Below are 17961 nucleotides of genomic sequence, written 5' to 3' on the forward strand. Positions count from 1 at the left end.
CTTGTGTTTGTTGCTCTTTCCTGTCTGGGGGGGGGGGTGCTCGGTCAGGCGAGGGGGTGGCGGAGGCCTCGTGGCCCCCCCCCCCCCCCCCCCCCCCCCCCCCCCCCACACCCGCCGCCCTGGTCGGTGCCGCGGCGCTGCCGTTCCTCGCCTTCGTGCTCGCCCTGGGCATCGTGGTCCGCGCCGTGGTCGACAACGGGCTCGCCTCCGGCCTCGCCCATCTGGTCCCCGACGGCACCGGCCTGCTCGCACTGCTCGGCGTGGCCGCGCTGGCCGCCGTACTGGCCAACGTCATCAACAACCTGCCCGCCGTCCTGGTCCTGCTGCCGCTGACCGCGCCGACCGGCCCGGGCGCCGTGCTCGCGGTGCTGCTCGGCGTCAACATCGGGCCCAACCTCACCTACGCCGGGTCACTCGCGACCCTGCTGTGGCGGCGCATCGTCCGGGAGCACGACAGCGACGTCGACCTGTGGGAGTTCACCCGGCTCGGTCTTCTCGTCGTGCCCCTCGCCCTGGCGCTCGCCGTGCTGGCACTGTGGGGGTCGCTGCACGTGCTCGGAGGCTGATGCACCATGACCGTCGTCGTCTGGATCACCGAAGGTTCCTGGCCCGCGTGCGTCGACGCCGCCCGCGCCCACACGGCGGACGGCGCCGACATCGTGCTCCTCCATGTCACCGGCCAGGACGTCCCGGGCGTCGCCCACGGCGCCTACGCGGGTCTCCTCGGCCGCGGCCACCCCGAGCGCGACCCCGGCACCCGCCTGGAGCACCTGGCCGATGTCTCCGCCCAGGACCTCCTGCGCGCCGCCGCCGAACGCCTTGGCCGCCCGTGCCGGTGCCAGGAGCGCACCGGACGCACGGAACGGGAGGTCGTGGCCGAGGCCGAGGGCGCCGGCCTGCTGGTCTTCGCCCGCGACGGCGACCGCTCCCGGCTGGGACCGAAGAGCCTGGGCCCCGCCTCCCGTTTCGTCCTCGACCACGCCCCCTGCCCCGTCCTCCTGGTCTGGCCCGAACCGGCGCCGGGGGTCGCCACGCTCCCGCCGGCGCCGCTGGACCGGGGGTAGCCCCGGCCCCGGTACCACGGCTCAGGCGATCTGCCACTGCTGGTACGTGGAGCCGTTGGCCGCCTGCTGGGTGACCAGGGCGCCGTCGGTGGCGGACGCGGTGGTCAGCAGGAGCGCGCTGTTCTTGTTGGCGACCGTGTAGCGGCCTCCGCCGAGGCCGGTGAGCTGCCAGTGCTGGCTGTCGCGCGCGGTGCAGGTTGCCTGGACGACGGCGGCGCCCGCTGTGGTGGCGCCTCCGGCCACGTCCGCGCAGAGTTTGGAGGAGCCGTTCACCAGCGTGTAGCTGCCGTCGCCGTTGAGGGTCGGCTGCCACTGCTGGTTGGGCCCGCCGTGCGGGGTCCAGGTGATCAGCTGGGTGCCGGACGTGCCGGAGCTCGCCGGGTCGTCGAGCGCCTTGCCGCCCGCGGTGAGGGTACGGGTTCCGCTCAACTGGCCGCCGTACGCCTCGAATTCGTACAGCGAGTACCCGTACGAGGTGCCGCGCTGGGTGGCGTACAGGCGGATGTAGCGGCCGGAGCCGGACAGCCCGGTGAGGTCCTGGACACCGCCGGTGCCGCTGGTGGTGGAGTAGAGGGTGCGCCAGGTCGTGGCGTCGTCGGAGAGCTGGATCTGGAAGGCCTTGCCGTACGCGGCCTCCCAGCGGAGCACCACGCGGTTGACGTTCTGGGTGGAGCCGAGGTCGACCTGGAGCCACTGCGGGTCGGTGTACGCGCTGGACCAGCGGGTGGCCGGGTCGCCGTCGGTGGCCGAGGCGGGCGGGAAGTTCGCGGTCTCGGTGCTGGAAGCGGTGGTGGGGCGGTTGCGGGCGAGGTTGCCCGGCTGGGCCGGGCCGGGCCAGGCGGGGTTGTGGCCGACGGCCGCGACGATCGGGGTGAAGGAGGCGTAACCGCTCGTGGGCTTCGGGGACCCCCAGGTCTGCTGGGCCAGGCCGCGCAGCGGGTACATGATGCCGCCCGCGATCTGGTCCTCGGTCTCGGCGTTGGGGTTGTCGCACCACACGTGGATCAGCGAGCCCGGGTTCCTGGCCGGGTCGGTGAGGGTGTTGCCGCCCTGGAAGAGGTCCGGCGTCCACATCTCGTACATCCACTTGGTGTCGGGTTTGGCGCCCCCGAGGACGTAATAGGTGGGTGTCCAGGACTCATTGGCCACGGTGTGCCCGGCCGCCGCCAACTCCTGCGGGGTGAGGCCGTAGTTGTACCAGTACTCGACGAGGATGTCCGCGTTCGGGGTGACGGTGCCGTCACCGGACTTGATGCCGTCGTTCCACATCCGGGTGGTCTTCCCGCCCGCCCGCACCAGCGCGTCGGCCCAGTTGACGTACCCGTAGTAGGTGTCCTTGGCGGTGGCGTTCGCGCCGTAGTGGGCGCGGGCGTAGCTGAGCAGCTGGGGGTAGCTGTTGTAGTCGGTGACGTACTCGTCCGCGCCGATGTGCCAGTAGCGGGCGGGGAAGAGCGGCAGGTACTCGTTGATCAGGTCTTTGATCAGGGTGTACGAGCCGGGCAGCGAGAGGTCGATGAACTCGGCGCTGGCCGTGCCGGAGCTGTTCCTGAGCTTGAGTTCGGGGTGGGCGGCCAGGACCGCGTTCATATGCCCGGGTGTGTCGATCTCCGGGACGATGGTGACGTGGTATTTCTGCCCGAGCGCCACCAGGCCGGCGATGTCCTGCTTGGTGTAGTGGTCGGCGGAGACGATCTCGGGGTGGGTGGAGCTCTCCAGGCGGAAGCCGAAGGTGTCCGACAGGTGGAAGTGGAAGTAGTCGAGCTTGAGGTAGGCCAGCTCCTTGATGTGCTGCTGGACCCAGGCGACGGTGAAGAACTTCCGGCCCTGGTCGATCATGAGGCCGCGCTCGGGCTTGGTGGGCCAGTCCACGGCCGTCCCGGCGGGTACCGAGGTGGACTGGTGCAGCAGTTGGAGGAGGGTGCGGGTGCCGTAGAAGGCGCCGGTGTCGGTCCCGCCCCGGATGGTGACTGCCTGGTCGACGGTCATCCGGTAGCCCTCGGCGGGCAGTGTGCCCTCGCCGAGCGTGAGTCCGATGTCGCCGGCGGCGGGCGTCCCCGTGACGACGGCCACGGTCCGCCCGGTCTGCGCGCCGAGATCGTCCGCCAACGTGGCTGCCTCGTCGGAGAGTTGGGCGGTATAGGCGGGGTCGACGGTGATCCGGCTGGTGGCGGTGAAGGCGTATGTGCCGGAGCCGGCCGTCCACTGCCGCAGCGCCGGAACGGTCTGCGGGGGCGCGGCGGCCGCCCGTGCGGGCGCGGCGGCGACGCCGGGCAGGGCGAGTGCGGCCAGCGCGCAGACCGCGGCGATCAGGAATCTGAGCAGTCGCATGGCGTATCCCTGGTCATGAGAGGGGCAGGGGGCTTGCGAGGCAAGTGGCGCACCAGTGCAGCGCAGTGGTGCGCACATGTCAATAGATGCTCGAAACAGCGCCGTATCGAGCGCGATCGCGCAGGAGCGTCGTCGGGAACAGGCCGCGTCCGTGCAAGAAAACCCAAGAAGCGATGACGAAAACACATGTACTCCGGCTGTCCGCGGCAGTGGGATCGGGCCACCGCTCCTCGGAGAGAAAGGACGACGACCTGTGTCACGCCTGCGAAGAGCCCTCGCGGCAGCGGCCGCGGCCATCCCCCTGATTGCCGGCGTCGTACTGGCTCCGGACCCGGCGTCTGCGGCCGCGCCCGGCGCCACGTACACGATCTCGATCGGTTCGGTGAGCCCGTACAAGTACCCGACCGATACGCCGGCCGCCTCCTACATCGACAAGGACGGCACGTTCTACTTCCAGCAGTCCGCCGCGCTGTACGGCCCGAGCGAGCCCCGGTACTGGGACTTCTACACCGGTACGGACTTCGACGACGCCACCCGGTCGAGTGCGATCAGCAACGCCGTGAACCCGGCCAACTCCAGTGACAGGAACAACGACACCACCTGGCGCTGCAACAACAGCCCCACCGGCGTGCGGGCGACGTCGGCGGGACCGGGCTCGGGGTACTCCCAGAAGAACTTCTGCGACCTGGTCGGGGTGTGGGCCGACCCGGACACGGGGGACTGGTACGGCCTGGTGCACAACGAGTTCACCCCGCAGCCCTTCGGCGACGGGCTGCACTACGACGCCATCGACTACGCGGTCTCCAAGAACCAGGGCAAGGTGTGGACCATCCTGGGCCACGCCATCACCTCGCCGTACGGCACCACCCGGAACGACTCGACGGCCTTCCCCCAGCAGACGTACGACTACGGCGACGGCGACCAGCGGCTGTTCGTCGACCCGGCGTCGGGCTACTTCTACGTCTACTACGGCTCGCGGATCGTCCCCAAGGGCGGCGTCGGCGGGAGCACGGGCGGACTGGCGCACGTCGCACGGGCGCCGATCTCGTCGAAGATGGCGAGCGGCTCCTGGTCGAAGTGGTACGACGGCTCCTGGTCGCAGCCCGGTGTGGGCGGCCTGGAGAGCAACATGGTGCCGGCGACCGCGGCCGACCCGACCGGCTACACGCCCGTGGCCGGCGACTACGACCCCGCCAACAGCGGGACAGTCGACCAGCAGGTCGCGGCGGGCGAACTCCCCGCCAAATCGGACCTGTTCATCATGAACATCGCCTACGACGCCCACCTCGGCCTCTATATCGGAGAGCCCGAGGTCGTCTCGGGGACGGCGCCCCAGCGCTTCTACGTCACCGACGACCTGGCGACGCAGAAGTGGCGGCTGATCGGGGACTCGGGCAGCTACACTTCCGGCTCCTGGTACCGCTGGATGGTGGACGCCGCGAACCGGACGAACTCGACGATCGTCGGCAAGACCTTCCGGTCGTACTGCTCCATCGCGTGCGCCCGCTCCGACGGCGAGTACGCCGAGGTCACCGTGGGCTCGTCCGCGCCCGCCGCCCCGCCCGTCGACCCCGCGAAGACCTACCGCATCGGCAGCGGATCCGGCCGGGTGCTCGCCCAGACCTCCGGCGGCTCGACGGTCACGTCCCTGGCCTCCGCCACCGGATCGAACCTGGAGGCGTGGACCTTCACGGGCAACGGCGACGGCTCGTACCGGATCGCCAACGCGGCCACCGGGAAGCTGCTGGGCGTCGACTCGGCTGCGAAGGCCGGCCGCGCCTGGGCGGCCGAACCGTCCGCCACCGCGCCCGGATCGGGCGGTCCCACGGTCGGGCAGCAGTGGTTCGTCGTCCCGGACATGTCGTCCGGCGGTGTGCGCAGCGGCGCGTTCCGGCTGGTCAACCGCTACAGCGGACTGGTGCTCGGTATGTCGTCAAAGACCGCTCGCCTCGCCGAGACCACGCCGACCCGTACCTGGACCAATACGACGGGCAGCGTCGTCGGCGGCTCGCGCACCGCCGCCGAGCAGACACTGACCCTGACCGCGACCGGCTCGGCCCCCGCGAACCTGAACGGCCCGCACACGATCTCCGTGTCCGGCCAGGGACTCGACGACCCCAACTGGTCCAAGGCGTCCGGGGTCCGGCTGGTCACCTGGTCGCTCAACGGCGGCTCCAACCAGACCTGGAACTTCACCCAGCAGCCCGACGGCTCGTACACGCTCGTCAACGCCTACTCGAACCTGTGCGCCGACGACGACGGCGGGCTGACCGCGCCGGGCACGGCGGTGATCCAGTGGACGTGCACCGGCGGTGCGAACCAGCACTGGAAGGTCACCGGACTCGCCTCGGGTGCCTACACGATCGCCAATGCGCACAGCGGACTGCTGCTGACGACGTCGTCGGGCTCCGACGGCGGCCTGGTGACGCAGCAGGCCGACGCCCATACGTCGCTTCAGCAGTGGACGATCACCTGACGGGGCCGTGAACGGCCGCGCACCTCAGCCCTGTGCGGTCGTGAAGACCCCCGCGCGTGCGGCGGCGGCCGCGGCCTCGGCGGCGCGGTCCGCGGCCGCCTCGTCGAGCGGGGTGCCGGTGGTCAGAAGGCGGTAGTAGAGGGGGGCCGAGACCGCGCGGATCACTTCGCGGGTGTCGGTCCCCTCAGCCAACTCCCCTCGCTCGACGGCCTGTTGGACGCACATGGCCCATTCCTCGACGCGCGTCTCGTAGAAGCGGTGCAGGGCGGCGGCCGTCTGGTCGTCGCAGGTCGCGGCGGCGATCACCGCCTTGAAGAGGGCGCCCTGGCGGGCGTCGGCCAGGGTGCGCCGGACGAGCCGGGCGTTGGCGCGAAGATCGCCCAGGAGCGTCCCCGTCTCCGTGCGCGGCAGCGACTGCTCGGCCATGTCCGCGAGCAGGTCGGCGACGAGACCGGCCGGAGTGCCCCAGCGCCGGTAGACCGTGGTCTTGCCGACCTCGGCGCGGCGGGCCACATCGGCGAGGTCCAGCTGGGCGAGACCGCCCTCCGCGAGCGCGTCACCGGCGGCGCCGAGCACCGCGGCCCGTACACGAGCGGTCCGGCCACCGGGGCGGAGGGTCCCGGGGTCTGCGTCTCCCGAAGTCATAACGGGACTCCTGTTCCATTAATGGATGAGGTTCTGCTACGTTGTGGACACATCCTAACGGAACCACAGAACCGGTAGTGGTCGCCGACCGGCGACCGCACCGGCTGTGCACGGAGAGGAATCTGTCATGGAATACAGGAGGCTGGGCGCGTCGGGGCTGATGGTTCCGGCACTGAGCTTCGGCGCCGGGACGTTCGGCGGGCGCGGAGAGCTCTTCAGCGCCTGGGGCGACACCGACGCGGAGCAGGCGCGCCGACTTGTGGACATCTGCCTGGAGGCCGGGGTCACCATGTTCGACACCGCCGACGTCTACTCCGCAGGCGCCTCGGAAGAGGTGCTCGGCGCGGCGATCAAGGGGCGGCGCGACGAGGTGATCCTCTCCACCAAGGCCGGACTGCCGATGGGCGACGGGCCGGGCGACGCGGGCACTTCCCGCTCACGCCTCATCCGCAGCGTCGAGGACGCGCTGCGCCGCCTCGGCACGGACTACATCGACCTCTTCCAGCTGCACGCCTTCGACGCGGGCACCCCGATCGAGGAGGTCATGTCCACGCTCGACGACCTCGTACGGGCCGGAAAGATCCGCTACACCGGCGTCTCCAACTTCTCCGGCTGGCAGCTGATGAAGTCGCAGGCCACGGCGGACCGGCACGGCTACCAGCGCTATGCGGCGCACCAGGTGTACTACTCCCTCGTGGGCCGTGACTACGAGTGGGAGCTGATGCCGCTCGCGGCCGACCAGGGTGTCGGCGCGGTGGTGTGGAGCCCGCTCGGCTGGGGCCGGCTCACCGGCAAGATCCGCCGCGGGCAGCCGCTGCCGGAGCAGAGCCGTCTCCACCGCACCGCGGACTACGGCCCGCCCGTCGAGGACGAGCTGCTCCACCGGGTGGTCGACACCCTCGACGAGCTGGCGGAGGAGACCGGCAGGACGATCCCGCAGATCGCCCTCAACTGGCTGCTGCGCCGCCCCACCGTCTCCTCCGTCATCATCGGCGCCCGCAACGAGGAGCAGCTCCGGCAGAACCTCGGCGCGCTCGGCTGGACCCTGACGGCCGAGCAGGTGGCGCGCCTCGACGCCGCGAGCACCCGGACCGCGCCCTACCCGTACTACCCGTACGAGCGCCAGGAGGGGTTCGCCCGGCTCAACCCGCCGATGACGGGCCGGGCGGTGGCCGGAAAGGCGTAGGCCCCGCCGGGGATCAGGCGGTGTACTCCGGGATGTTGGCCTCGGCCCAGGCGGCGAGGACGCGGGCGCAGTCGGCCACCGACTCGCGCCATGTCCTGGCAGCGCCCTCGCCCGCCTCGTCGCTGACGTGCTTGACGATACCGAGGGGGACCCCGGCCCGCTGCGCGACGGACGCGAGCGCGTAGCCCTCCATGTCGACGAGGTGGGCCCGCAGCGCCAGACGGGCGCGCGCTTCCTCGTCGGCTATGAACGAGTCGCCGGTCGCCAGCGTCGGCCCGCCCCGGTCGGACACATCGAGCGGCGGACCGTACATCTCGCCGGTCAGCGCGGCCAGTACGTCACTGTCCAGGTCGTGCTGGATCACCGAGCCGATGACATGGGTGCCGGTCCACCCGGGGCGCAGCGCCCCGGCCGTCCCCAGGTTGACGATCCGGGAGGGGTGCGGCCCGCGCCCCAGGACGGTGGCCAGCGCGCCCGCCGCGTTCACCTTGCCCATACCGGTGAGGAGGACGGGCAGATCCGTGTCGAGGAACTGCGCCTCTTCCTTGACGGCCAGCACGAGCAGCGGGCGGTTGGTGGCGATGAGTCCTGAGAGCTCCATGGGGACCAGGGTATTTCCGCGTGCTCAGTGCTACAGCAGCGGGTCATGTGCGGGGAGGTGTGCCGCGCGGAGGTGTGCCCCTGACCTGCGCCCGGTTTGATCCTCGCGTTTCAAGGAAGGCGCAGCGGAGGGACGGCACACGCCTCCCGCCCGCATCCCGTGGACCGGGATCAGTACCCAGGAATGGAGAACACAGTGGCTGCCGTGAAGAGCTCGTTGCCGGATGCCGACCTGAAGGTCGTGGGGACCGCGCTGCAGGGTGCCCTGGTGGATTTGGTGGATCTGTCGCTGGCGGCCAAGCAGGTGCACTGGAACGTGGTGGGCCCGCGCTTCCGCTCGGTCCACCTCCAGCTCGACGAGGTGGTCACCACAGCGCGTCAGCACTCCGACGTGGTGGCGGAGCGCGCCTCCGCGCTCGGTGTCGCGCCGGACGGCCGGGCCGCCACCGTGGCGGCGACCTCCGCGATCGGCACCGTTCCGGAGGGCTGGATCAAGGACACCGAGGCCGTGCAGGTGCTGGTGGCCGCCCTGGGCAGGGTGATCGAGCGCATGCGCGAGCGGATCGCGGTGACCGGGAAGCCGGATCCGGTCACCCAGGACCTGCTCATCAGCCTGACGGGGGAGCTGGAGAAGCACGCCTGGATGTTCCAGGCGGAGGATGCCTGACCCGGCCGCTAGAGGTGGTGGCCGTGCTCCGGGCCCTCCGGGCCCCCCGGGCCCTCCGGCGCTTCGGTGTCGGGGGTGTCGGGCGTCCGCCAGGAGTCCGCGCGCGGCTGGGGCTCCTGCGGAGGCTTCGGCTGCCGCGCGGCCCGGCGGCTGCCGTACCAGAAGGCCGCGAGCAGTACGGCCACGACCAGGATGCCCACGATCAGGAACAGCCAGGAGGACGAGCTGCTCGCGGCGAGGGTCTGGGAGAGCGGGAGGGCGTTCATGGGTGGCTCCTATGCGGGCGGTGGCTTCTGTCGAGCGGGTGGCTTCTATGCGAGCTGCGGCAGGACCTTGGTGCGGTAGAAGTCGAAGAAGCCGCGCTGCCCCTTTCCGATCTGGTTGACGTACACGGTGTCGAACCCGGCGTCGGCGTACTCGCGCACCGCGGCGACGTGCATGTCCACGTCGTCCCCGCAGGGCACGTTCTCGCCGACGCGCCCGGGCGTCACCAGCTCGGACGCCTGCTCGAAGTGGCGCGGTGTCGGCAGCACCTGCGGCAGCTCGCCGGGCAGCTGCTCGTTGGCCCACAGCCGGTGGGCCTCGCGGACCGCCTCCTCGCGGTCGGGACCCCAGCACACCTTCAGACCGGCGAGCACGGGTTTGCCGCCGCCCCCGCCGCGCCGGAATCGCTCGATCAGGGCGGTGTCGGGTGCCATGGCGATCAGACCGTCCCCGGCCCGGCTCGCCAGCTCCCCGGCCTGCGGCCCGAAGGCCGACACGTCGATGGGCACGGGCTCGTCGGGGACGGTGTACAGGCGGGCGTTCTCCACGGTGTAGTGCTTGCCCCGGTGGCTGATCTGTTCACCGGTGAACAGCAGCCGCATCACCTGGATGGCCTCTTCCAGCATCTCCAGCCGCACGGCGGCCTCCGGCCAGGCGTCGCCGAGGATGTGCTCGTTGAGCGCCTCGCCCGAGCCCACGCCGAGCCGGAAGCGGCCACCGAGCTGTACGGCGCTGGTGGCGGCGGCCTGAGCCACGACCGCCGGGTGGACGCGTACGGTCGGGCACGTCACCGCGGTCTCCACCGGCAGGGACACGGCCTCCGACAGCGCGCCGATCACCGACCAGACGAACGGGGACTGGCCCTGGCTGTCGTTCCAGGGGTGGTAGTGATCGGATATCCAGAGTGAGGTGAATCCCGCCTGCTCGGCCATCCGGGCCTGTTCGACCAGCTCGGCGGGTGTGTGCTCCTCGCTCGACAGAAAGTAGCCGTACTCGGTCATGGCCGCTCCTTCGGACGCGGTGGTGCACGCCGGGTGACCGGTGGGCGCGAAAGAAAACATCCACCCCGCGACCGTGTGAGGCGCCCGCACGGGGGTACCGGCGGAAGCGCGTCGGTCGGGCCCGGAGCAGGCCCGGTCGGTGGCGTGGTTTCGACGGAGAGGGTTTTCCATGGGCGCGACCGGCGGGACGGCTCCACATGACGGTGTGCGGCAGGACCGCCCCTCGCTGGAGCAGGCGCTGCGCGACCGGGTGGACGGCGAGGTGCGCTTCGACCCGGGCAGCCGCGCGGCCTACGCCACCGACGCCTCCAACTACCGCCAGGTGCCGATCGGCGTCGTGGTGCCGCACACGGTCGAGGCCGCGGTCGCCGCGATCGCGGTGTGCCGGGAGTACGACGCCCCGGTGCTCTCGCGCGGCGGCGGCACCAGTCTGGGCGGGCAGTGCACCAACACGGCCGTGGCCGTCGACTGGACCAAGTACTGCCACCGGCTCGTCTCCGTCGACCCCGAGCGGCGTACGTGCGTCGTCGAGCCCGGTCTCGTACTGGACGAACTCAACCGCCAACTGGCGCCCCACCGGCTGAAGTTCGGGCCCAAACCCGCCACCCACAACCACTGCTCGCTCGGCGGCATGATCGGCAACAACTCGTGCGGCGCCTCGGCCCAGGCGTACGGGAAGACCGCCGACAACGTACGGCGCCTGGAGGTCCTCACCTACGACGGCACCCGGATGTGGGTCGGGCCGACGCCGGACGCCGAGTTCGAGGAGATCATGGCCGCGGGCGGGCGCCCGGCCGAGCTGTACGGGGGGCTGCGGGAGCTCATCGGGCGGTATCTCGGCGAGGTGCGGCGCGGCTATCCGCGCATTCCGCGCCGGGTGTCCGGCTACAACCTGGACGCGCTGCTCCCGGAGAACGGCTTCGACCTCGCCCGCGCCCTGGTCGGCAGCGAGAACACGCTGGTCACCGTGGTGCGGGCCGAGCTGGAGCTGGTTCCGGTGCCGCCCTTCGAGTCGATGCTGGTGCTCGGCTACGACGACATCTGCAGCGCGGCCGACGACGTCCCCCGGCTGCTCGCCCACAGCGAACCCGCCCAGCTGGAGGCGCTGGACGACCGGATGGCGCAACTGATGCGCGAGGAGCACGCCCATCTGGAATCCCTGGAGCGGTTCCCTGCGGGCAACAGCTGGCTGCTCGTGCAGTTCACCGGTGACACCCAGGACGAGGTCGACGCACAGGCCCATGACCTGCTGCGGGCGCTCGGGCGCGACGCCAACGACGACTCTGTTGCGTTCTCCGACGACCCCGCGCGCGAACACGAGATGCTCAAGGCCCGCGAGGCCGGGCTCGGGGTGACCGCCCGTCCGCCGGACGAGCGCGAGACCTGGGAGGGCTGGGAGGACTCGGCCGTACCGCCGGACCGGCTCGGCGACTATCTGCGCGATCTGAAGGGCCTGTTCGAGGAGTTCGGCTACGTGCTGCGCCCGGCCGCGCACTACGCGCTGGGCTGGCTGCCGCTGTGGGCACGTCTTTCCCGGATCGGCCCCGGCGCGGTCAACGCGCTGCTGCGGGCCCCGGTGCTCGCCCGGGCAGGCAAACGTATGGCCGGGGTCGCGGCCGAGCGCGAGGCCCCCGCCTTCGCCGGGCAGTCGTTCCTCCAGTGGTGGCGGCCCCGGGCCACGGCCGAGCCCCTCCCGGGCGATCCGCGGGCCGTGGTGCTGTGGCCGGACACCTTCAGCACGTACTTCCACCCGGCGGTCGCCCGCTCCGCCGTCAAGGTCCTGGAGGACGCCGGCTTCCGGGTCGCCGTGCCGAGCCGCCCGGTGTGCTGCGGCCTCACCTGGATCTCGACGGGCCAACTCGGCGTGGCAGGACGGGTGTTGCGCCGCAGCGTGCAGGTCCTGCGCCCGTGGATCGAAGCGGGCACCCCGGTCATCGGCCTGGAGCCCTCGTGCACCGCGGTGTTCCGCGCCGACGCGCCCGACCTGATGCCGGACGACGAGGACGTACGCCGTCTCGCCGGGCAGTTCCGCACGTTCTCCGAGCAGGTGGTCAACCACGCCCCGGACGGCTGGCACCCGCCCACGGTGAGCCGGGCCGCCACCGTGCAGACCCACTGCCACCAGCACGCGGTGCTCAAGGACAACGCCGACCGCGAGCTGATGCGCCGCACCGGCCTCGACGCCGACGTCCTGGACGCCGGATGCTGCGGTCTCGCCGGGAACTTCGGCTTCGAGCGCGGCCACTACGAGCTGTCCATGAAGATCGGCGAGCAGGGCGTGCTCCCCGCCGTGCGTGACACCGCGCCCGGCGCGCTGGTGCTCGCCGACGGCTTCAGCTGCCGCACCCAGATCGAGCAGGGCGGCACCGGACGCCGCGCACTCCACCTCGCCGAGGCACTCGCCCTGGGCCTCGACGGCCCGCTCCCCGCGCACCACCCGGAAAGGGCCGCCGACCGCCCCTCCACCCGCTGACACCCGCAGAGAGTCCCCGAGTCCCCACCCCTGGAAAGGTCATCCCGTGTCGATGAAAGTCTCCGACCACGTTCTGGAACGGCTGCGGCAATGGGAGGTCGAGCACGTCTTCGCCTACGCGGGCGACGGCATCAACGGCCTGCTCGCCGCCTGGGGCCGGGCCGACGACAAGCCCCGGTTCATCCAGGCGCGGCACGAGGAAATGGCCGCGTTCGAGGCGGTGGGGTACGCCAAGTTCTCCGGGCGGGTGGGGGTGTGCGCGGCCACGTCCGGCCCCGGCGCGATCCATCTGCTCAACGGCCTCTACGACGCCAAGCTCGACCATGTGCCGATCGTGGCGATCGTCGGTCAGACCAACCGCAGCGCCATGGGCGGCTCGTACCAGCAGGAGGTCGATCTGCTGAGCCTGTACAAGGACGTGGCCTCCGAATACTGCGAGATGGTGACCGTCCCCGAGCAACTGCCCAACGTCATCGACCGGGCCATGCGCACCGCCGCCGCCCGGCGGACCGTGACCGCCGTGATCATTCCGGCCGATGTGCAGGAACTCGACTACACCCCGCCCGGCCACGCCTTCAAGATGGTGCCCTCCAGCCTCGGCGCCGCCCACTACGCCACCGTCCCCGCCGACGACGAGATCGCCAGGGCCGCCGAGGTGCTGAACGCGGGGGAGAAGGTGGCCGTGCTGATCGGGCAGGGCGCGCGGGGCGCCAGGGCCGAGGTCGAGCAGCTCGCGGACGTGCTGGGCGCGGGCGTCGCCAAGGCGCTGCTCGGCAAGGACGCGCTCCCCGACGACCTGCCCTACGTCACCGGCGCCATCGGCCTGCTGGGCACCCGGCCCTCGTACGAGCTCATGCAGGACTGCGACACGCTGCTCGTGGTGGGGTCGAGCTTCCCGTACACGCAGTTCCTGCCCGGATTGGACCAGGCGCGGGCGGTGCAGATCGACATCGATCCGTTCATGGTCGGACTGCGCTACCCGTTCGAGGTCAACCTCGTCGGCGACGCCCGCGAGACGCTGACCCGGCTGCTGCCCAGGCTGAAGCGCAAGAAGCACGACAAGTGGCGGAAGAAGATCGAGAAGGACACCGCCCGCTGGTGGCAGGTGATGGAGCGGCGCGCGGCGGTCGACGCGGACCCGATCAACCCCGAGTACGTGGTGCACGCCCTCGACGCCCTGCTGCCCGACGACGTCATCCTTGCCGCGGACTCCGGTTCGGCCGCCAACTGGTACGCACGGCACCTGCGGATGCGCGGCACCATGCGCGGTTCGCTCTCCGGCACGCTGGCCACGATGGGGCCGGGCGTCCCGTATGTGATCGGCGCCAAGTTCGCCCACCCGGACCGCCCAGCCATCGCGATCGTCGGCGACGGGGCGATGCAGATGAACGGGCTCGCGGAGCTGATCACCGTGTCCAAGTACTGGCGCGAGTGGGAGAACCCCCGTCTGATCGTCGCCGTGCTCAACAACCAGGACCTCAACCAGGTCACCTGGGAGATGCGCGCCATGTCCGGCGCGCCGCAGTTCCTGCCGTCCCAGGAGCTGCCCGATGTGCCGTACGCGGACTTCGCGCGCTCCATCGGACTCGACGGCGTACGGGTGGAGAAGCCCGGTGACGTCGAGGGCGCCTGGCGGCGGGCGCTCGACGCGGACCGGCCGTTCGTGGTCGAGTTCCGCACCGACCCGGCGGTGCCGCCGATCCCGCCGCACGCCTCGCTCGACCAGATCGAGGCCGCCGCGGCCTCGATCGTGAAGGGCGACAGCGACCGGGTCGGCATGATCCGGCAGGGGCTGAAGGCGAAGGTGCAGGAGATGCTGCCGGGCAGCAGGCACCGGGAGGACCGGCCCGGCGCCGGCGGCGACGCCTGACGCGATGCCGCGAAGAGGCGGCGGCCCGGGAACGCGGGCAGAGTGGCATCGGCGGGTTTCACCGCCCGGGCACGGGCAACCCGCCGGGCCACGTGGGAACGGCCCGAACCGGCCGACTGAGCGACCGACCGACTGACCGACGCAGGAGGAGTGCCCCCATGAAGCCCACCGCCGCATCCCAGGCGCCGCCGGAACAGCGCGTACAGGTGGTACTCAGCGCGTGCTCGGCCGCCGACGCCGAGTCGGTCCTGGGCGCGCTGCGCCGGTACTTCTCGGCGGACGAGCCGGACAGGTCGGGGCGCGGCGCCGAAGAGGCGAGCCACGGGCCCACGAGCCCCGATCCGGCGCGTCCGACCGTGTGGACGGCGACCTTCGACACCTCCCGGGTGCCGGAGGAGGTGAGCCGGGCGGCGCTGGGCGGCACGGCGACCGTCGACGTCCAGGGCGGCCCGGTCGCGGTGGCCCGGCTCCGCGACGTCCTGCACCGGACCTTCGACGTGGAGGACGCCGGGACGGCCTCGGGCGACCAGGAAGTGGATCTGCAACTGCGGCTTCGGGGGCGTTAGGAGCAGGCCGCGGGTATACGCGTACACGCGCCCGGAAGTCGTGCCCGCGGCTCAGCTGCGGCGCTCCAGCTCAGCCACCGGACTGGCGTCCAGCGCGGCCAGTAGCGCCGCCGGGTCGTCGTAGACGGCCACCGCGCCCGCCTCTTCCAGATCGCCGCGCGGGATTCCGCCCGCCAGCACCGCCACGGGCCGCACCCCGGCCTTGGCCGCCGCCTTCATGTCCCAGACCGTGTCGCCGACGAACACCGACGCCCCGGCGTCGCCGTCGACCAGCTCCAGCGCGTGGTGGACGGGGTCGGGGGCCGGTTTCCCGGACTCGACGTCGTCCGCGCTGGCCACCCCGGCGATCACGTCGTCGGCGTCGATGGCCTTGCGCAGCGCGCCCAGTTCGGCCCCGCCCGCCGAGGTGGCGAGAACCACACGCCAGCCACGCCCGTCCAGCGCCCGCAGCAGGTCCGCGGCGCCCGCGATCGGGGCGAGCCGCGCGAAGTACGTGGCGTACAGGGTCGTGTGCGCGGAGCTGAGGTCGGAGTCCTCGTCCTTGTCGCGGTCCTCGCCCAGCAGATGTGCGATCAGGTCCTCCGAGGGCAGCCCGACCGCCCGGTGGACGGCATGCGTGGCCACATCGTGTCCGGCCTGCCGGAACGCCTCCCACCAACAGACCACATGCAGATGATTGGTGTCGACGAGAGTGCCGTCGACGTCGAAGATCGCCGCGCGCGTCATACCGTGCCGCCTTCCGTACCACTCTGCCTTGCTCCGACCGTACGGGCTCGTCGGCTCAGCCGCCCGCGCGGCGGGCGCTCACCCACCGCAGCACGGCCGCCGCGGCCAGGGCGCCCGTGCCCGCGGTGAGTGCGGGGTGGCGGGCGAGGGCCGCCTGGGCGGAGCGGGGTGTCGAACGCTCGTCGAAGACGCCGTGGGCGCCGTGGTCGTCGCCCGGGCGGTCGTCGAGCGGCTGCCACAGGTTGCCGGGCCCGGTGACGGGCGCGAGGGAGTCGGTCTGCTGCGCCGCATAGCCCGTACGGGCCAGATAGCGGTCGAGTACGGCCGGGGCGAGCCGGTTGGCCCAGAGGGTCGCGACCGTGGAGGCGCCGACGTAGTACTGCTTGCGGCGGGGGTGGTCCGCCGCGTGCACGATGGTCCGGGCGACGACCTCGGGCTGGTAGATCGGCGGCACCGGCTGGGGGTGCTTGGGCAGCCGTGAGCGGACCCAGGAGAACTGCGGGGTGTTGACCGCGGGCAGCTGCACCACGGTGATGCGCACACGGCTGCCGTTGTGCAGGAGTTCGGTGCGCAGCGACGAGGTGAAGCCGTTGATGGCGTGCTTCGCGCCGCAGTAGGCCGACTGGAGCGGAATGGACCGCTCGCCGAGGGCCGAGCCGACCTGCACGATGGCTCCCCGGTCACGGGGGACCATCCGGTCGAGGGCGGCACGGGTGCCGTTGACGAAGCCCAGATACGCCACGTCCGTGACGCGCTGGAACTCCTCCGGCCCGATCTCGGTGAAGGGCGCGAAGACGGAGGTGAAGGCGACGTTGATCCATGCGTCGATCGGCCCGAACTCGGCCTCGGTCAGCTCAGCCGCCTTCTCCACCTCCTGGTGGTGGGCGACGTCGGTGGGCAGCACCAGAGCCCGCCCGCCGGCCTCTTCGACCTCCGCGGCGGCGGCGTCGAGGCCCGCCCGGCCGCGTGCGAGGAGCGCGATGTTGGCTCCGCGCCGCGCGAACAGCCGGGCGGTGGCGCGGCCGACCCCGGCACTGGCGCCGGTGATCACAACGGTTTGCGGCATGATCTGGTCCCGTCCCTCCGGGCATCGGCAGCCCTGCGGTGGGATACCCCCCGGAAGCCTCCCCATTCCCTCGAACGAGTAGGTGAATGAGCGCGGCGCGGCCACCGGGAATGGTCCACTGATAAATCGTCTCCTGAAATGTGTGTGGCCGCCTGATGGGGGCACACGGAGGGCTGGAGGTTGATTGCCATGGTCCCGTTGCTCCTCGTTCTACTGCTGGTCCTGATCCTTTTCGGCGCCGGCTTCGCACTCAAAATCCTGTGGTGGGTCGCGATCGCTGTACTGGTCCTGTGGCTCATCGGCTTCGTCGCCCGGCCCAAGGGTGGATCCGGCCGCTGGTATCGCTGGTAGCGGTCTTCCGAGCGGCAGGTTCCGTAAGGGCTGAAAAAGCAATGTGTCGGCCGGAAGAACTGGGGCACCCGGCCCGTCGGGAGAGAGCGTCACCGAGTGGTTTATGCGGCGACGCTCTTCCGGTGCACAATGAAGAAAGGAATCACGTTTCATGACGGACAACATCTGGGGCTACCCGGAAACCAGTGGCCATCTCGCGGGTGCGGATCTGCGGGGCTGGAGCGTCGAGGCCACCGACGGAAGCATCGGCAAGGTCGACAAGCACTCGGACGAGGTGGGCTCCGCGTACATCGTGGTCGACACCGGCGTCTGGATCTTCGGCAAGCACGTGCTGCTGCCCGCCGGTACCGTGACGCAGCTCGACGCGGCCGAGAAGAAGGTCTACGTGGACCGCACAAAGGCCCAGATCAAGGCCGCCCCCGAGTTCGACAGGGAAAAGCACCTCGGGGACGCCGGCTACCACGACCAGGTCGGTGGCTACTACAGCGGTCGCCCGCCGGTCGTCTGACGTCGCCATCACGACCATCCAGCAGGGCATAGAGCAAGAATTGCTTCAGCGGGGGGGGGGGGGGGGGGGGGGGGGGGGGGGGGGGGGGGGGCGGGAGCGGGGGGGGGGGTGGGGGGGGGAGGGAGGGGGGGGGGGGGGGCGGCCGTGCTTTGCTCTTCTTTATCCGGTTT

General features: G+C 71.4%; 16 protein-coding genes and 1 pseudogene. 10 read left to right on the top strand and 7 right to left on the bottom strand.

Annotation, left to right across the window (positions count from 1 at the left end):
* Nucleotides 1-107 precede the first annotated feature (107 nt).
* Together ACZ499_RS25765 and ACZ499_RS25770 are read left to right on the top strand one after the other, a co-directional pair.
* Nucleotides 108-566: pseudogene (locus ACZ499_RS25765) on the top strand (ArsB/NhaD family transporter); the annotation flags it as partial.
* A 6-nt stretch (nt 567-572) separates the two neighbouring features.
* Nucleotides 573-1064: a universal stress protein gene (locus ACZ499_RS25770; protein WP_468678313.1), complete on the top strand. Its 492-nt coding sequence runs from the start codon at nt 573-575 to the stop codon at nt 1062-1064.
* A gap of 21 nt (nt 1065-1085) precedes the next feature.
* Here the strand turns inward: ACZ499_RS25770 and ACZ499_RS25775 are convergent, their stop codons facing one another.
* Nucleotides 1086-3392, bottom strand: a complete 2307-nt coding sequence (locus ACZ499_RS25775) for a family 20 glycosylhydrolase (RefSeq protein ID WP_468678314.1) — start codon at nt 3390-3392, stop codon at nt 1086-1088.
* Nucleotides 3393-3645: 253 nt separating this feature from the next.
* Between ACZ499_RS25775 and ACZ499_RS25780 the strand changes: the two genes are divergently transcribed.
* Complete coding sequence (locus ACZ499_RS25780; protein WP_468678316.1) at nt 3646-5868, top strand: RICIN domain-containing protein; 2223 nt, start codon at nt 3646-3648, stop codon at nt 5866-5868.
* Nucleotides 5869-5892: 24 nt separating this feature from the next.
* Here ACZ499_RS25780 and ACZ499_RS25785 read toward each other — a convergent pair whose 3' ends face one another.
* Nucleotides 5893-6513 (bottom strand): TetR/AcrR family transcriptional regulator, encoded by a 621-nt coding sequence (locus ACZ499_RS25785; RefSeq protein WP_468404186.1) that lies wholly within the window; start codon nt 6511-6513, stop codon nt 5893-5895.
* Between the two features lie 127 nt (nt 6514-6640).
* On the opposite strand from ACZ499_RS25785, the gene ACZ499_RS25790 reads away from it, so the two are divergent.
* The gene (locus tag ACZ499_RS25790; protein WP_468678319.1) at nt 6641-7699 is read left to right on the top strand and encodes an aldo/keto reductase; all 1059 of its coding nucleotides are present in this window, start codon (nt 6641-6643) and stop codon (nt 7697-7699) included.
* Nucleotides 7700-7712: 13 nt separating this feature from the next.
* Here the strand turns inward: ACZ499_RS25790 and ACZ499_RS25795 are convergent, their stop codons facing one another.
* Nucleotides 7713-8300, bottom strand: coding sequence for a nucleosidase (locus ACZ499_RS25795; protein ID WP_468678320.1), 588 nt, complete (start codon nt 8298-8300; stop codon nt 7713-7715).
* A gap of 195 nt (nt 8301-8495) precedes the next feature.
* Between ACZ499_RS25795 and ACZ499_RS25800 the strand changes: the two genes are divergently transcribed.
* On the top strand, nt 8496-8966 hold the full coding sequence (locus ACZ499_RS25800) for a Dps family protein (RefSeq protein ID WP_468678322.1): 471 nt from the start codon (nt 8496-8498) through the stop codon (nt 8964-8966).
* A gap of 8 nt (nt 8967-8974) precedes the next feature.
* On the opposite strand, the gene ACZ499_RS25805 is transcribed toward ACZ499_RS25800, so the two are convergent.
* Both ACZ499_RS25805 and ACZ499_RS25810 read right to left on the bottom strand, forming a co-directional pair.
* Complete coding sequence (locus ACZ499_RS25805; RefSeq protein WP_468678324.1) at nt 8975-9232, bottom strand: DUF6479 family protein; 258 nt, start codon at nt 9230-9232, stop codon at nt 8975-8977.
* A 45-nt stretch (nt 9233-9277) separates the two neighbouring features.
* Complete coding sequence (locus ACZ499_RS25810; RefSeq protein WP_468678327.1) at nt 9278-10231, bottom strand: LLM class F420-dependent oxidoreductase; 954 nt, start codon at nt 10229-10231, stop codon at nt 9278-9280.
* A 169-nt stretch (nt 10232-10400) separates the two neighbouring features.
* Here ACZ499_RS25810 and ACZ499_RS25815 point away from each other — a divergent pair, with 169 nt between their 5' ends.
* The 3 genes from ACZ499_RS25815 (at nt 10401) to ACZ499_RS25825 (ending at nt 15140) form a co-directional block, all read left to right on the top strand.
* Nucleotides 10401-12704, top strand: coding sequence for an FAD-binding protein (locus ACZ499_RS25815; RefSeq protein WP_468678329.1), 2304 nt, complete (start codon nt 10401-10403; stop codon nt 12702-12704).
* A 52-nt stretch (nt 12705-12756) separates the two neighbouring features.
* Nucleotides 12757-14574, top strand: coding sequence for a thiamine pyrophosphate-requiring protein (locus ACZ499_RS25820; protein ID WP_468678557.1), 1818 nt, complete (start codon nt 12757-12759; stop codon nt 14572-14574).
* A 158-nt stretch (nt 14575-14732) separates the two neighbouring features.
* The gene (locus tag ACZ499_RS25825) at nt 14733-15140 is read left to right on the top strand and encodes a hypothetical protein (RefSeq protein ID WP_468678331.1); all 408 of its coding nucleotides are present in this window, start codon (nt 14733-14735) and stop codon (nt 15138-15140) included.
* Nucleotides 15141-15191: 51 nt separating this feature from the next.
* Here the strand turns inward: ACZ499_RS25825 and ACZ499_RS25830 are convergent, their stop codons facing one another.
* On the bottom strand, nt 15192-15866 hold the full coding sequence (locus tag ACZ499_RS25830) for an HAD family hydrolase (protein WP_468678332.1): 675 nt from the start codon (nt 15864-15866) through the stop codon (nt 15192-15194).
* A gap of 55 nt (nt 15867-15921) precedes the next feature.
* A complete protein-coding gene (locus ACZ499_RS25835; RefSeq protein ID WP_468678334.1) occupies nt 15922-16932 on the bottom strand; it encodes an SDR family oxidoreductase in 1011 nt (336 codons plus the stop codon).
* Between the two features lie 189 nt (nt 16933-17121).
* Between ACZ499_RS25835 and ACZ499_RS25840 the strand changes: the two genes are divergently transcribed.
* Entirely contained in the window at nt 17122-17283 is a 162-nt protein-coding gene (locus ACZ499_RS25840) for a hydrophobic protein (protein WP_283450316.1), read from the top strand.
* A 151-nt stretch (nt 17284-17434) separates the two neighbouring features.
* Complete coding sequence (locus ACZ499_RS25845) at nt 17435-17791, top strand: PRC-barrel domain-containing protein (protein ID WP_468404166.1); 357 nt, start codon at nt 17435-17437, stop codon at nt 17789-17791.
* Nucleotides 17792-17961: the final 170 nt, after the last annotated feature.

The sequence above is a fragment of the Streptomyces sp. NPDC031265 genome, from assembly GCF_055570295.1.

Coding starts and splice junctions, on each gene's coding strand:
- ACZ499_RS25770 (WP_468678313.1), top strand. CDS start 573: ATGACCGTCGTCGTCTGGATCACCGAAGGTTCCTGGCCCGCGTGCGTC.
- ACZ499_RS25830 (WP_468678332.1), bottom strand. CDS start 15,866: ATGACGCGCGCGGCGATCTTCGACGTCGACGGCACTCTCGTCGACACC.
- ACZ499_RS25815 (WP_468678329.1), top strand. CDS start 10,401: ATGGGCGCGACCGGCGGGACGGCTCCACATGACGGTGTGCGGCAGGAC.
- ACZ499_RS25790 (WP_468678319.1), top strand. CDS start 6,641: ATGGAATACAGGAGGCTGGGCGCGTCGGGGCTGATGGTTCCGGCACTG.
- ACZ499_RS25805 (WP_468678324.1), bottom strand. CDS start 9,232: ATGAACGCCCTCCCGCTCTCCCAGACCCTCGCCGCGAGCAGCTCGTCC.
- ACZ499_RS25785 (WP_468404186.1), bottom strand. CDS start 6,513: ATGACTTCGGGAGACGCAGACCCCGGGACCCTCCGCCCCGGTGGCCGG.
- ACZ499_RS25835 (WP_468678334.1), bottom strand. CDS start 16,932: ATGCCGCAAACCGTTGTGATCACCGGCGCCAGTGCCGGGGTCGGCCGC.
- ACZ499_RS25810 (WP_468678327.1), bottom strand. CDS start 10,231: ATGACCGAGTACGGCTACTTTCTGTCGAGCGAGGAGCACACACCCGCC.
- ACZ499_RS25775 (WP_468678314.1), bottom strand. CDS start 3,392: ATGCGACTGCTCAGATTCCTGATCGCCGCGGTCTGCGCGCTGGCCGCA.
- ACZ499_RS25820 (WP_468678557.1), top strand. CDS start 12,757: ATGAAAGTCTCCGACCACGTTCTGGAACGGCTGCGGCAATGGGAGGTC.
- ACZ499_RS25845 (WP_468404166.1), top strand. CDS start 17,435: ATGACGGACAACATCTGGGGCTACCCGGAAACCAGTGGCCATCTCGCG.
- ACZ499_RS25840 (WP_283450316.1), top strand. CDS start 17,122: ATGGTCCCGTTGCTCCTCGTTCTACTGCTGGTCCTGATCCTTTTCGGC.
- ACZ499_RS25795 (WP_468678320.1), bottom strand. CDS start 8,300: ATGGAGCTCTCAGGACTCATCGCCACCAACCGCCCGCTGCTCGTGCTG.
- ACZ499_RS25825 (WP_468678331.1), top strand. CDS start 14,733: ATGAAGCCCACCGCCGCATCCCAGGCGCCGCCGGAACAGCGCGTACAG.